Source organism: Longimicrobiaceae bacterium, from assembly GCA_035936415.1.
Lineage (GTDB): Bacteria > Gemmatimonadota > Gemmatimonadetes > Longimicrobiales > Longimicrobiaceae > JAFAYN01.
This window is the reverse complement of sequence record DASYWD010000339.1, coordinates 1-13900: the sequence shown is the minus strand read 5'-3', so window position 1 is coordinate 13900 and position 13900 is coordinate 1. Positions and strand designations below refer to the sequence as shown.

The window sequence follows — 13900 nt, the reverse complement described above, 5'->3', positions numbered from 1 at the left end:
CCCCTTCTCCGCGCCCTCCCCGCCCCGACGCTCGGCGCGCCCCCCGTCCCGCGCGTCCCCCGCCCCGAGCGCTGGATGCTCCCCAACGGGCTGCGCGTGGTGGCGGTGCCCCGCGCCGGGATCCCGCAGGTCGCGCTGCGGCTCGTGGTCCCGGCCGGCTCCGCCGCGGACCCGCCGCAGTACCCGGGGACCTCGGCCTTGGTGGCTTCGCTCCTCACCGAGGGGACGCTGGCGCTGGACGCCGAGGCGCTCAACGCCCGGATCGACGCGCTGGGGGCGTCCGTCAGCGCGCACGGCGGGCACGACTACGCCGAGGTGGAGATGACGCTGCTCGGCGGAACGCTGGAGGAGGGCGTCCCCCTCCTGGCGGAGCTCGCCACCCGCCCGGCGTTCCCGGAGGACGAGACGGAGCGCGTCCGCGCGGAGGCGCTGGACGCCCTCGCCGCCCGCGCCGACGAGCCGGCCAACGTGGCCGACGACCGCGTGCTCATGGAGGTGTTCGGGGCGGACCATCCGTATGGGCGCCCCTCGTTCGGCACAGCGGAGGGGGTCCGCGCGGTGCCGCGGGAGGTGCTCGCAGCCTTCCACGCGGAGCGGTACCGCGCGACGGGGTCGTTCCTGGTGGCGGCCGGCGACTTCGACCTGGCCGAGCTGCGCGTGGTGCTGGAGCGCGCCTTCGGAGGGTGGACGGGCCAGGCGGAGCCGGTGGTGTACCCGCCCGCCCCGGCGCGCCCGGCGCGGGCCGGGGAGCGGGTCGCCCTCCCCTGGGAGGACTCCGCGCAGGGGGAGATCCGCATCGGCGGCCCGGGGCTGCCGCGCCGGTCGCCGGACTGGATCCCCGCCTCGGTCGCCAACTACGTCCTGGGGGGGAGCACCATCCTGGGGCGGCTCGGCGCCAACCTGCGCGAAGAGAAGGGGTGGACGTACGGCGTCCGCTCCGGGTTCTCGGCGGGGATGGAGCCGGGCGGGTGGCTGGCGGAGACGGCCGTGGGCGGGGAGGTCACCGGCGACGCCGTGCGCGAGATGCACGCGGAGATGCGCCGCATGGCCGCCGAACCGGTCCCGGACGAGGAGCTGCGCCGGGCCAAGGACGCGCTCGCGCTCTCCCTCCCCCGCGCCTTCGAGACCCCGGGCCGGGTGGCGAGCCGGATGGCGACGCTGGAGGCGTTCGGGCTGCCGCACGACTACTGGGAGCGGTTCGCGGAGCGGGTGGAGGCGGTCACTCCGGAGGAGGTGCTGCGGGTGGCGCGGGAGCACTTCGACCCGGCGCGGCTGGTGACGGTGACGGTGGGGGGCGACGACGCGGAGGGGTGAGCCCGGAACGCACGCGCCCCCGCCCCCGGAGGTCCCGGGAACGGGGGCGGCGCCGACGGGAGGTCCGGTGCCGGCGCTACGCCTCCTTGCCGCCCCTCCATGCCGCGTCGTCGTCCGCCTCGAAGGTGGCGTCCACCGTCTCCGGCGCGGGAGCGGGGCGCGACCAGGTGGCCTGCCGCATCACCCCGTCCCATCCGCAGGACATGCACCAGCGCAGGTGCACGAAGCGGTGGAATGGTCGGAGGAGGCGGTTTCGGATCGGGATGGTGTCCGCGCCGCAGCGTGGGCAGTCCCGGCCGGAGGGGAGGAAGGCGACCAGCAGCGCGATGGGCGACAGCAGCATCGCGACCCAGAGTGCGACGATGAACATCCAGAACATGGGGACCTCCTTGCGGCGCGGCTCCGGGCTCCCGGAGCGTTGATGAACGGCGAAATCCGGGTGAGGGATTCACGGCTCCCGGAGCTTCCCCGCTTCACTCTGCCGCGGGTCGTCCTGCACCGCGCTCGCCGGTTGCGTCTTCCGACCAGGGAGCAATTTCCGCACCGTCCACCGACTGCTCACCTCCGGGCCTGCGGCCCACGCACCGGCGGCCCTCGACCGTCTTCTCAGCCCATGCCATGTCCGTGCCAGGAAGTCGCTTGAAACTCGTGCAGAGCCGCCGTGCCGACGCTCCGCGCTGACCCGCGCCACCCGGACCCGGAGATCATCCGCCGCGCCGCGGCCGTGCTGCGGCGCGGCGGCCTCGTCGCGTTCCCCACGGAAACGGTATACGGCCTGGGGGCGCACGCCATGGACCCGGCGGCGGTGGCGGGGATCTTCGCGGCCAAGGGGCGGCCCTCCTACAACCCGCTGATCGTCCACCTCGCCGACGCCGCCGACGCCCCGCGCCTGGCCGCGGAGTGGAGCGACGCCGCCGCGCGGCTGGCCGCCCGGTTCTGGCCGGGGCCGCTCACGCTGGTGGTGCCGAAGGCGCCGGAGGTGCCGGACGCCGTCACCGCGGGGCTCCCCAGCGTGGCGCTCCGCGTCCCCGCGCACCCCGTCGCGCACGCGCTCCTCCGCGAAGCGGGCATCCCCGTCGCCGCCCCGAGCGCCAACCGCTCCACGGAGGTGTCGCCCACCACCGCCGCGCACGTGGAGCGGAGCCTGGGCGACCGGGTGGAGCTGATCCTGGACGGCGGGCCCACCTCCGTGGGGATCGAGTCCACCGTGGTGAGCCTCACGGGCGCGGTGCCGGCGGTGCTCCGCCCCGGGACCATCTCCGTGGACGAGCTGCGCGCCACCGTCGGGGAGGTGGCGGCCCCGTCCGCGGCGCCGGACGGGAGGGCGGCGCGCCCCTCTCCCGGGATGCTGGACCGGCACTACGCCCCGCGGGCGGAGCTGCGCGTCTTCGACCCGGAGGACTTCCACGACCGCGACGACGCGGCCGTCCCGCGGCGGGGCGAGCGCACGGCGGTGCTGCTGTACCGCACCCGGTCGCATCCGCCGGGCGACGTGGTCCGGATGCCGGACGACCCGGCCGGGTACGCGGCCCGGCTCTACGCCACCCTGCACCGCCTGGACGACGAGGGCTATGCGCGGATCTGGGTGGAGCGCGTCCCGGACACCTCCGCGTGGGACGGCGTGCGCGACCGGCTGCGGCGCGCGGCGCACCGCGGATGAGGGCAGGTGTTCCCATCCGGCGCCGGTTGCGGTAACTTTTGGCCCCGTACCACCATCTGCCCGATGGGAGCATGCAGACACGCACTGAGCTGATCGAGGGGCTGCTCGCGCGGTTCCCCCACGTCCCCACCGAGGCGGTCCTCAAGGAGGACCTGCTCCGCACCGGGATGGCCTTCGACGACTCCGCCCTGACCGACAACCTGGACGGCGAGGTCAAGCCGAAGTCGTACTTCATCTTCAGCTTCGACCAGAAGCCGCTCCGCGAGCTGGGGCAGGCCCGCCTCCGCCGCCCCCCCGAGGAGGTTGCGCTCACCGGCGGCCCGTACGAGCTGCGGCGCACCATCGTGTCGGTGCGCACCAACCCGGACTCTCCCTACCGCGTCTCGCGCGCCGAGCACGGCGGGCTCACCCTGTCGCTCGAAGGGCGGCCGCTCGCGGAGGTGGGGCTCCCCCCCATGCCGGAGTACTACCGGCACGCCCTCGCCAACGGCAAGACGGTGATGGAGACGGCCCCCACGATCCAGTGGGGGTACCTGGTCTACCTGACCGTGCTCCGGCTGTGCCAGTACTTCGGCGCCAAGGAGGAGTGCCAGTACTGCGACATCAACCACAACTGGCGCCAGCACAAGCAGGAGGGCCGCCCCTACACCGGGGTGAAGCCGGTGGAGGACGTGCTGGAGGCGCTGGCGCTCATCGACCGCTACGACACCGCCCACACCTCGCGCGCCTACACCCTCACCGGGGGGAGCGTCACCTCCCGGGTGGACGGGCTGGGGGAGGCGGACTTCTACGGCCGCTACGCAGAGGCCATCGAGGAGCGCTTCCCGGGACGCTGGATCGGCAAGGTGGTGGCGCAGGCCCTCCCCAAGGCCGACGTGCAACGCTTCAAGGACTACGGGATCAAGATCTACCACCCCAACTACGAGGTGTGGGACAAGCGCCTGTTCGAGCTCACCTGCCCTGGCAAGGAGCGCTACGTCGGGCGCGAGGAGTGGCACCGGCGGATCCTGGACGCGGGGGAGGTGTTCGGGCCGCGCTACGTGATCCCCAACTTCGTGGCCGGGGTGGAGATGGCGAGGCCGCACGGCTTCGCGACGGTGGACGAGGCGATCGCCTCCACCGCCGAGGGGCTGGACTACTTCATGTCGCGTGGAGTGACGCCGCGCTTCACCACCTGGTGCCCGGAGCCGGCCACGCCGCTGGGCCGGGACAACCCCCAGGGCGCGCCGCTGGAGTACCACATCCGGCTCCTGGAGGTGTACCGCGAGACGCTGGAGAAGCACGGCCTGCAGCCGCCCCCGGGGTACGGCCCGCCGGGCCCGGGGAACGCGGTGTTCTCCGTCAGCTCGTTCATGGACACGCTGGCTGCCACCGAGGAGAACGCGGACGAGCTGATGGCCGCGGCCGCGGGCGACTGACCGCGGGGCGCCATTTCGGGCGAGGAAGGACCATACGGGACGGGGGAGCCGCTGCGGCTCCCCCGTCCCGTTCCTGCCCACGATCTCGTTGCCCGACCGGGTGGCGCGGGAGGTTTTCGACGCGGTGCTCCGGCAGGTGCCGTAGCTGGGGATCAGCGTCGTAGATTCGGTGCCAAACGGGGCTTTACAGGAGGACGCCGGCCGGGTACGCTTGGGTGGAGCAAACGCCAGCGGGAGAGCTTCGATGACGACGCTGCAGATCCGGCTCAGTGACGAGATGGTGCGGGAGATCGAGCGCATGGCCGGCGAGGCGGGCCAGGAGCGCGACGAGTTCATCGCCGATGCGCTCCGGCGCCACATTGCCGAAGCACGGGGAGTCTACCGTGCACGGATGGACGCGCGGTCCTTCGAGATGGTGCGGGAGCGCCTGCGGCCGTATGCCGAAGAGGCAGGATTCACGCGTGAGGAAGACATCCTCGCGGACGACACGTGAAGGTCTTCCCGGACACGAACGTCCTCATCAGCGCCTTCCTCAGCGACGGGACCTGCTACCGGTTGGTGCGGCAGATCATCACGGGGCCAGAGCACGAGCTGATCATCGGCGAGGTGGTGCTCGAGGAGGCGAAGCGGAAGCTTCGGCGCAAGATCAGGGCGCCCGAGCCGGAGATCGTGCACTTCGCGCAGGTGCTACTCGGGGGCGGCCTGCCATCGCCTGTCCCGGACCACACCGGGCCATTCGAGGTTCGCGACCCGGACGACGCATGGGTGCTCGCATCCGCCGTGGCCGCAGGCGCGGACGTGCTGGTGACCGGGGACCGCGATCTCCTGGACGTCGCAGGCGAGGTGGTGCACCTGCGCATCCTCTCCCCTCGAGAGCTGTGGGATCTGCTGCAGAACGGCTAGCTTTCTTTGATTCGCGCGGCCCAGGCTATGGCCGGAAGCGCAGCCCCACGTCGCCGCGAAGGTAGGTCACCGCGCCGCCCGCGAAGCCGCTGTCCGTGCCGAAGCGCACGTAGCTCAGCCCCGGCGTGAGCGAGAGCCGCCGGCCCAGCCGCACCTCCGCGCCGCCCCCCACCTCGAAGCCGAGCTCCCGGCCCGTCGCCCCCACCTGGCCCGGCCCTGTGCCGGGGCCGTCGTGCACGATGTCCGCGTCGTGGTAGACCACCCCGCCCCGCAGCCACGGCGCCGCGACGGCGGCCATGGGCAGAGCCACGCGCACGCCGGCGTCCACCCCGTCCGTGACGATGTCGATGGTCCCGAACTCCTCGATGTCGAAACGGGTGTAGCTGTACCCGACGTACGCCCCCACCCGCGGCGTCAGCTCCAGCGTGACGCTCCCGCCGAGCGTGTAGCCGCTCCCCAGCCCCTCGCCGATGTCGCTCCCCACCTCCCGGAAGTCGCCGAGCGGAAAGGCGAGCCCGCCACGAAGCTCCAGCGCCACTGGGAGCGGGAGCTGGGCGGCGGCGCCGCGGGGAGCGAGCGCCGCGCAGGCGGCGAGCAGAGCGCAGACGGTGCCTTTCACGATCCCTCCGTTGGTTTGCGTGGACGCTGCACCGGACAAACTGCGCCGCCCGGCGCCCCCGTACAAGGGAGCGCCGGGCGGCCTGCGTCCTGCCGGCTGCGGCGGCCCCGGACTACAGGCGCATGCGGAGCCCGACGTCGCCCTTGATGTAGCTCACGTCGCGGTTGGAGAAGCCCTCGTCCGTGTTGAAGCGCACGTAGCTGACCCCCGGCGTGAACGAGAGGGTCTGCCCCAGGCGGATCTCCACCCCGCCCCCGACCTCGAATCCGAGCTTGCGCTCGCTCACGTCGATCTCGCGCGGGTTGCTCTGCACCTCCTCGTCGAAGAGCACCTCCGCGTCGTGGTACACCAGCCCGCCCTTCACCCAGGGACCGATGCCGGTGGTGGTCGGCAGGGCCAGGCGCAGCCCCGCGTCGAAGCCGTCCGTCCTCAGGCCGATCTCCTCGAAGCCCTCCACGTCGAATCGAGTGAAGGTGTACCCGGCGTACACGCCGACCCGCGGCGCGACGTCGAGCGTCACGCTCCCGCCCAGGGTGTAGCCCGGCCCGAGCCCATCCCCGATGTCGTTGCCGACGTCGTTCAGCTCGCCGGTGGGAAACGGGAGCCCGCCCCGGATCTCGAGCGAGAGCGGGAGCGACTGGGCGGACGCCGAGCCGGCGATGGCGAGCGCCGCGAATGCGGCCAGCGTTCCAGACAGAATACCCTTCATGTTTCCTCCATTGGTTCCGTATACTATTGCCGCGCAACCACTTGCGTGCGACGGTCGCGCCCCCTTCTGCAAACTCCGGGCCACACCAAAAACAGGCGTTTGCGGAAAGGGTGGACGGTGCGGGAGATTCGACCGGCGCCGCGAGGGCGGGGCGAGGGCAGTTATCGGAGCTGGTCCGCGTAGGCCAGCACCTCCGGGTCCGCCTCGGGAGTCTGGGGGTCCATTCGCTCCAGGGTCTCGGCCACCACTTCCGCCACCAGCACGTCGCGCACGTGCTTGTCGTCCGCCGGGACCACGTACCAGGGCGCGTGCTCCGTGCTGCACCGCTCGAACACGTCGCGGTACGCCGCCGTGTACTCGTCCCAGAGCATCCGGTCCTCCAGGTCCGTCGGATCGAACTTCCAGCGCTTGTGCGGCCTGTCGAGGCGCTTCAGGAGGCGCCGCCTCTGCTCGTCGGACGAGACGTGCAGGAAGAGCTTGACGACGGTGATGCCGTTGCGGGCCAGGATCCGCTCGAAGTCGTTGATCTGCTCGTAGCGCCCCCGCCAGACCTCCTCCGGGACGAGGCGACGGACGCGCGCGGCGAGCACGTCCTTGTAGTGAGACCGATTGAACACGCCCACCTGCCCGAACGCCGGGACGGCCTGGTGGACGCGCCAGAGGAAGTCGTGCCGCCGCTCCACACCCGTGGGGGCGGCGAAGGAGGTGAGGGCGAGGCTCTGCGGGTTGACGGCGCCGAAGACGCGGCGGATGGTGCCGTCCTTCCCGCCGGTGTCGCGGGCCTGCAGGATGAACAGCGCCGCCCGGCTTCCCTCGGCGTACAGCGCCGTGGCGCTGCGCTCGATGCGGCCGAGCAGCTCGTCCAGGCGCTCCCGCAGCGCCGGCCCGGAGGGGAGCTCGCCCGGTGCGGCGGCGTCCTCGTCCCGCAGGGGCGGGACGGCTTCGGGACGGACGGGAGAGAGCAGCATGCGCGTCGTTCTCAGGGAGATCGAAAACGGCCCCGGGCTAGGTACGCCCGGGGCCGTGCAGCTTGCAGGCCAGCGGCGGGTGAGTCCGCCTCACACCAGCGGCATGGGCGTCGGCTTCTCGCCGGAGTAGTCGTAGAAGCCCTTCCCCGACTTCCGCCCGAAGTAGCCGAGCGAGACCATCCGCTTCAGCAGCGGCGGCGAGGCGTAGCGCTTCTCCTTGTACTCGTCGAACATGATGCCGCCGATCTTGTCCAGCGTGTCCAGCCCCACGAAGTCGCTGAGCACGAACGGCCCCATGGGGTAGCCGGTCCCGAGCTGCATCCCCTTGTCAATGTCCTCGATGCTGGCGACGCCCTGCTCCAGCGCGCGGATCGCGTCCATCATGTAGGGCACCAGCAGCAGGTTGACCACGAAGCCCGAGTTGTCCTTGCAGACGATGGGCTCCTTCCCCAGCGACTTCGCGAACTGGAAGGCCGTGTCGAACACCTGCGGGTCGGTGGCGATGGTCTTCACCACCTCCACCAGCTTCATCACCGGCACCGGGTTGAAGAAGTGCAGCCCCACCATCCGCTCCGGCCGCTTCGTGGCCGCCGCCATGTCCGCGATGGTGAGCGACGACGTGTTCGAGGCGAAGATCGTGTCCGGCCCGCACACGCCGTCCAGCGTGCGCCACATCTCGTTCTTGAGGTCCAGGTTCTCCACCACGGCCTCGATGATCAGGTCGCAGTCGGCCAGGTCCTCCAGCCGGGTGGTGCCGCGCAGGCGCCCCAGGGTGGCGTCGCGGTCCTCGGCGGCCAGCTTCCCCTTCTCCACCGCCTTTCCGAGCTGCTTCCCGATCCCCCCGATGCCGCGCTCGCAGAGCTGGTCCGAGACCTCGCGGACCACGGTGTCGTACCCCGCCTGCGCGCAGACCTGCGCGATTCCACTCCCCATGAGCCCGCACCCGAGCACGCCTACCCGCTTGATCTCCATCGAGCCTCTCCTCCGGGATGGTTTTGGTCGATTCAACTGCGTCGCTTGGGCGTGTCCCCCGCGTTGCGGGGGTCGGGCTGCGGCGCCGTAGGACGAGATACGACCTCGTCCAACGGCGGCGAGCCCGGCAAACTACGCCGGTCTCGCCCCTTCGGGCTCGCATCCCTCACGCAACCGCCCACGCGAGCCCCGCCCGCCTGCCGTCCACTTCCGCACTTCGCACTTCGCACTCCCCTTCAAATCCCCAGCTGCTTCCGCCAGTCCGGCTTCCCGGACGGCAGCCGCAGCTCGCCGTGCTCCAGGCGGTCCAGCAGCCCCTCCAGCTTGTCGTGGGTGGAGCGGGACACCGCGCCGAAGATCCCCCGCATCCCCGCCAGCATCCCCCCGAGCACCGGGATCGCGGTGAGCGCCAGGGGATCGACGATGGGGGTCACGAACACCGCGGTCGTGATCGCGGCCGCGGCGCCCCCGCCGCCCAGTGCCGCGCCCGCGAACAGGCCGCCGCGCATGGAGCCCAGGTCAGTGGACACCTCCACGAAGCAGGTGTCCTCGTCGATCGCGGAGACGGCCACGTCGAGCTGCGGCAGGTCGAGCGAGGCCTGCCGCTCCTGCATCTTCCGCATGGTGCGGCCCATCGCCGCGCCCATCCCCGTGGCGCGCACGTAGCGGGTGCGGTCGGGGAGGCGCCGCTGCACCACCATGTACTCGCATTCCACCAGGTACCGCTCCAGCAGCAGGCCCACCGCGGCGGCGGGGCGCCGGACCGTGCGGGCGGCGAGCACGGTCCTGGGACCCATCACCCGGGCGAGCACGCCCCGCTCCTCCGGGGCGCGGCCGCGCACGTCGGCGATGGCGCGGCGGACCGCCGCCGGCTCCAGCCCCAGCTCCCGCCCGATCCGCATCACTTCCGCCTCGGGGATCCCCTCGGCCTCGTCCCCTCCGGAGGCCGACTGGATCTCCACGGCGCGGCGGATGATGGCCTCCAGCTCCTGGCTGGAGACCCGCCGCGCCGGGAGGTTGCCGCCGGGGGGTGGGGTACGCTCGCTCATCGCCGTGTGCCGGACGGAAGGGGCCGCCGCGCCCCCGTGGACGCGGCGGCCCGCGCGGTCACTCCGGGAACGCCTCGACCACCACCGCGATCCCCTGGCCGCCGCCGATGCAGGCGGTCCCCAGGCCGAAGCGCTTCCCCTGCCGCCGCAGCTCGTGCAGGAGGTGCACCGTGATGCGGGCCCCCGACGCGCCCAGCGGGTGGGACACCGCGATGGCGCCGCCGGAGACGTTGGTCCGCTGGCGGTCCAGCCCCAGCTCCTTCTCCACGGCGCAGTACTGCGAGCCGAAGGCCTCGTTGACCTCCACCAGGTCCATCTGCCCCACGTCCATCCCGGCCTTCTTCAGCGCCGCGCGCGAGGCCGGCACGGGGCCGATCCCCATGTGCTTGGGCTCGACCCCCGCGAGGCCCCACGAGACCAGCCGGCCCATGGGCTTGACCCCGTTGCGGTCCGCCCAGGTGGAGGAGGCGATCATCACCGCCGCGGCGCCGTCGCCGATCCCGGAGGCGTTCCCGGCGGTCACCGTGCCGCCCTCCTTGAAGTACGGCTTCAGCTTGCCGAGCGCCTCCAGCGTGGTCTCGGGGCGCATGTGCTCGTCCGCCGCGAACTGCGTCTCGCCCTTGCGGCTCTTCAGCGCGACGGGGACGATCTCCCGTTCGAAACGGCCCTCCTGCCACGCCTGGTGGGCGCGCTGCTGCGACCCGTGCGCGAACCGGTCCACCTCCTCGCGGGTGATCCCGTAGTGGTCGGCCAGGTTCTCCGCCGTCACCGCCATCGAGCAGCCGGCGAAGGGGTCGGTGAGCGACTCCCAGAGCAGGTCCTCGTAGAACTTGCCCGCGGGCCCGAGCCGCTGGTCGCCCCAGCGGGCGCCGCGGATCACGTGCGGGGCCTGGCTCATGGACTCCGTGCCGCCGCAGAGCGCCACCTCGGCCTCGCCCAGCAGGATCTCCATCGCGCCCGTGACGATGGCCTGGAAGCCGGAGCCGCAGAGGCGGTTGATGGTCAGCGCCGGGGTGTCGAGCGGGAGCCCCGACCGCAGCCCCACGTGGCGGGCCAGGTAGATGGCGTCCGCGGAGGTCTGCAGCGCGTTGCCGAAGACCACGTGCCCCACCTCCTCGGCGGGGACGCCCGAGCGCTCCAGCGCGCCCTTGGCCGCGAACACCCCCAGGTCGGTGGCGGAGAAGTCCTTGAGCGCGCCGCCGAACGTGCCCATCCCGGTGCGCGCGGCGGAAAGGAATACGACGTCTACGTCCTTGCCCTGAGTACCCATTCCGGATCTTCTCCCCTGGGTGCGAGTACAAGTGAAAGGTTTCACAATATGCCCGGCCCGGAAGCGGCTCGTCAAGCACGCGCCCGGCCGGAGGGAGCATCGCGGGACCCGGGGGTGGAGCGATCCGCCGGCGCCGCTTATCTTTCGTCACGGACCAGGGATCGGCGGCACCGGCCCACCGGTGCGGGCCGGTTTTCCGGCTTCGCCGCCCGGGGCTTCAGCGCGCCCGCGCGCGTGCCGATCCTCCACCGTGGTCCCCCGCGCCTCCCGCTCAACCCCCGCTTCGTGATCCGCCGTATGTCGCCTCCCGTGATCGAAGACGCCGTGCACGCCGCCTCGCTCCCCGCCCACTCGGACGAGCAGGCCCCGCGCCCCTCCGCGCTCCTGGAGCGCCTCCGGCAGCACCGCTCGCTCCTGCAGCGGATCGGGCTCGCCGCCACGATCGCGGTGGTGGTGGGGCTGGTCGCGTGGGGAATCTCGCCTCCGGCTACCGCGGCGGCGGAGGTCGGCTACTCCGAGCTGCTGCGGCGCATGTCCGCGGGCGAGGTGGCGGAGGTCACGGTCATCCCGGGGCGGGAGATCCGCGGCGAGTGGTCCGCCCGGGGCGTCCCCGCGGCGAAGCTGGAGGGCGCCGACTTCGTGGTCACGTACCCGCTCGCCTCGATCGACGCACTCGCCGAGCGCGCCGAGGCGGCGGGGGTGGAGGTCACGCTGCAGGCCCCCTCGCGGAAGAACCCCGCCCGGGACGCCCTTACGCTCCTGCTGCAGATCGGGATCGTGGCGGCGATCGGCTACTTCCTGTTCCAGCACTTCCGCGGGCACCAGGGCTCCGACCTGGGCGAGGCGGCGAAGTCGTCCACCACCTTCGACGACGTGGCGGGCACGCAGGGCGCCGCCGAGGAGCTTCAGGAGCTGGTGGAGTTCCTGAAGCGGCCGGCGGCGTTCGCGGCCGTCGGCGCGCGGATCCCCAAGGGCGCGCTCCTGGTGGGCCCCCCGGGGACCGGGAAGACGCTCCTCGCCCGCGCCGTCGCCGGCGAGGCGGACGTCCCCTTCTTCTCCATCTCCGGATCGGAGGTGACCGGCTTCATCGTGGGGCTGGGCGCGCACCGGCTGCGCTCCCTCTTCAAGAAGGCGCGCAAGAAGGGCGGCGTGATCTTCATCGACGAGATCGACGCCCTGGGCGGGAAGCGCGGCCGCAACCAGTCGCACAACGAGGACGACCGCACCCTCAACCAGCTCCTGGTGGAGATGGACGGCTTCACCCCCTCCGACGGGGTGGTGGTGATCGCCGCGACGAACCGCGCCGAGGACCTGGACCCGGCGCTGCGGCGCCCCGGCCGCTTCGACCGCACCATCAGCGTGGGGCTCCCCACCGCGGAGGGGCGCGAGGCGATCCTCCGGCTCCACGCCGAGCGGCGCCGCATCCCCCTGCACCCCGAGGTGGATCTGGCGCGGCTCGCCCGGCTCACCCCCGGCTCCAGCGGCGCCGAGCTGGCGAACCTGCTCAACGAGGCCGCCATCCTGGCCGCCCGCGAGCGCGAGCCGCGGATCCGCTGGGCGCACCTGGAGGCGGCGCGCGACCGCTTCCTCCTGGGGAAGGAGCGGGTGGGCTTCACCGCGCTCCGGGCGGAGTGGAACACCGTGGCGTACCACGAGGCCGGGCACGCGCTGGCCGGCGTGGTCTGCTGCCCGGAGGACGGGCTGCACAAGGTGACCATCCAGCCGCGCGGGCAGGCCATGGGGGTGGCCTTCTTCTCCCCGGACTCGGACCGGCACCTGTACCGCCGCCGCTACCTGGAGGGACAGATCGTCAAGGGGCTGGCCGGGCGCGCGGCCGAGGAGATCGTCTTCGGCGCCGACGCGGTCACCAACGGCGCCGGGCACGACCTGGTGCAGGCGAACTCCATCGCCCGCAAGATGGTGTACCAGCTCGGAATGGGCGAGGAGACCGGGCTCCTGATCCACGACGGCCAGCCGGGCTCCCTGAGCGGCGAGGCGCAGGCCCGGATGGACCGCGAGGTGAAGACGCTCCTGGAGGCGCGCTACCGCGACGCCCTGGAGGTGCTGCACGCCAACCGCCCCGCACTGGAGGCGCTGGCCCAGGCGCTCCTGGAACGGGAGACGCTGGACGGGCCGGAGGCGGTGCGGATCATGGAGGAGGCCGGGCTGGCGCGCTGCTGGCGCGCCGCCAACCCGGCCGACGGCGAGCACCGCGTGGCGGGACGGCTCGCGGAGATGACCGCGAAGCTGTAGCGGTCCGGGGGCGCGCTTGCCAGCCCCGCCGCGGCCCCCTAGCTTCCGGCGCGGAAACGGGCCCGGACCCTGGAACCCAGGGTCCGGGCCCTTCCTCTGCCGCCGATCCCGACCGCGCACCGCCCGGCGAATGCTCTACGACCTGCTCCGCCCCCTGCTCTTCACCCTCCCCGCGGAGACCGCACACGGTCTGGCTGCGGGGGCCATGGACGCGGCGCTCGGCACCCGCCCGGCGCGGGATGCGGCGCGCGCGGCGCTCGCGGTGGAGGATCCCGCGCTTGCGGTAACGCGCTGGGGGATCCGCTTCCCCAACCCGGTGGGGCTCGCGGCGGGGTTCGACAAGTCCGGCGCCCACTTCAACGCGCTGGGTGCGCTCGGCTTCGGGTTCGTGGAGATCGGCACGGTCACGGCGCTGGCACAGCCCGGCAACCCCCGGCCCCGCCTCTTCCGCCTCCCCGCCGACGGCGCCCTCCTCAACCGCCTGGGCTTCAACAACCCCGGGGCGGAGGCGGTGTCGCGGCGGCTCGCCCGCACCCCCATAGAGCCCGTCCTCGGCATCAACCTGGGGAAGAGCAAGGCCACCCCGCTGGAAGATGCCACCGGCGACTACCTGCGCAGCCTGGAGCTCCTGGAGCGCTTCGCCCGCTACCTGGTCGTCAACGTCAGCTCGCCCAACACGCCGGGGCTGCGCCAGCTGCAGGATGCCGGGCCGCTGCGAGAGCTGCTGCGCACCCTGCGCACGCACGCTGCCGAGCGGGCCCACGC

At 72.8% G+C, this 13900-nt stretch carries 14 protein-coding genes; 7 read left to right on the top strand and 7 right to left on the bottom strand.

Going from position 1 to position 13900, the window contains the following annotated elements:
* Positions 1–1314, top strand: a 1314-nt coding sequence (locus VGR37_13925) for a pitrilysin family protein (protein ID HEV2148496.1), incomplete at its 5' end; no start/stop codon positions are given.
* Between the two features lie 76 nt (positions 1315–1390).
* Here VGR37_13925 and VGR37_13920 read toward each other — a convergent pair.
* Positions 1391–1693: a hypothetical protein gene (locus VGR37_13920; protein HEV2148495.1), complete on the bottom strand. Its 303-nt coding sequence runs from the start codon at positions 1691–1693 to the stop codon at positions 1391–1393.
* Positions 1694–1975: 282 nt separating this feature from the next.
* Between VGR37_13920 and VGR37_13915 the strand changes: the two genes are divergently transcribed.
* From VGR37_13915 to VGR37_13900, 4 genes are all read left to right on the top strand, one after another.
* A complete protein-coding gene (locus tag VGR37_13915) occupies positions 1976–2974 on the top strand; it encodes an L-threonylcarbamoyladenylate synthase (protein HEV2148494.1) in 999 nt (332 codons plus the stop codon).
* Positions 2975–3045: 71 nt separating this feature from the next.
* Positions 3046–4392: a radical SAM protein gene (locus tag VGR37_13910; protein HEV2148493.1), complete on the top strand. Its 1347-nt coding sequence runs from the start codon at positions 3046–3048 to the stop codon at positions 4390–4392.
* A 244-nt stretch (positions 4393–4636) separates the two neighbouring features.
* Positions 4637–4885, top strand: a complete 249-nt coding sequence (locus tag VGR37_13905) for a ribbon-helix-helix protein, CopG family (GenBank protein HEV2148492.1) — start codon at positions 4637–4639, stop codon at positions 4883–4885.
* Positions 4882–5295 (top strand): putative toxin-antitoxin system toxin component, PIN family, encoded by a 414-nt coding sequence (locus VGR37_13900; protein ID HEV2148491.1) that lies wholly within the window; start codon positions 4882–4884, stop codon positions 5293–5295. Before VGR37_13905 ends, VGR37_13900 begins: the two co-directional genes overlap by 4 nt.
* Before the next feature lie 25 nt (positions 5296–5320).
* On the opposite strand, the gene VGR37_13895 is transcribed toward VGR37_13900, so the two are convergent.
* From VGR37_13895 to VGR37_13870, 6 genes are all read right to left on the bottom strand, one after another.
* Positions 5321–5914, bottom strand: a complete 594-nt coding sequence (locus VGR37_13895; protein HEV2148490.1) for an outer membrane beta-barrel protein — start codon at positions 5912–5914, stop codon at positions 5321–5323.
* 112 nt (positions 5915–6026) lie between these two features.
* Positions 6027–6623: an outer membrane beta-barrel protein gene (locus VGR37_13890; GenBank protein HEV2148489.1), complete on the bottom strand. Its 597-nt coding sequence runs from the start codon at positions 6621–6623 to the stop codon at positions 6027–6029.
* 161 nt (positions 6624–6784) lie between these two features.
* Positions 6785–7591, bottom strand: a complete 807-nt coding sequence (locus VGR37_13885; GenBank protein ID HEV2148488.1) for a PPK2 family polyphosphate kinase — start codon at positions 7589–7591, stop codon at positions 6785–6787.
* A gap of 90 nt (positions 7592–7681) precedes the next feature.
* Positions 7682–8563, bottom strand: coding sequence for a 3-hydroxybutyryl-CoA dehydrogenase (locus tag VGR37_13880; GenBank protein HEV2148487.1), 882 nt, complete (start codon positions 8561–8563; stop codon positions 7682–7684).
* Positions 8564–8799: 236 nt separating this feature from the next.
* Positions 8800–9612 (bottom strand): hypothetical protein, encoded by an 813-nt coding sequence (locus VGR37_13875; GenBank protein HEV2148486.1) that lies wholly within the window; start codon positions 9610–9612, stop codon positions 8800–8802.
* Positions 9613–9670: 58 nt separating this feature from the next.
* Entirely contained in the window at positions 9671–10882 is a 1212-nt protein-coding gene (locus VGR37_13870; GenBank protein HEV2148485.1) for an acetyl-CoA C-acetyltransferase, read from the bottom strand.
* Between the two features lie 309 nt (positions 10883–11191).
* Here VGR37_13870 and VGR37_13865 point away from each other — a divergent pair, with 309 nt between their 5' ends.
* Both VGR37_13865 and VGR37_13860 read left to right on the top strand, forming a co-directional pair.
* On the top strand, positions 11192–13135 hold the full coding sequence (locus tag VGR37_13865) for an AAA family ATPase (protein HEV2148484.1): 1944 nt from the start codon (positions 11192–11194) through the stop codon (positions 13133–13135).
* Positions 13136–13265: 130 nt separating this feature from the next.
* The coding region (locus VGR37_13860) for a quinone-dependent dihydroorotate dehydrogenase (protein HEV2148483.1) at positions 13266–13900 on the top strand (635 nt) is incomplete at its 3' end.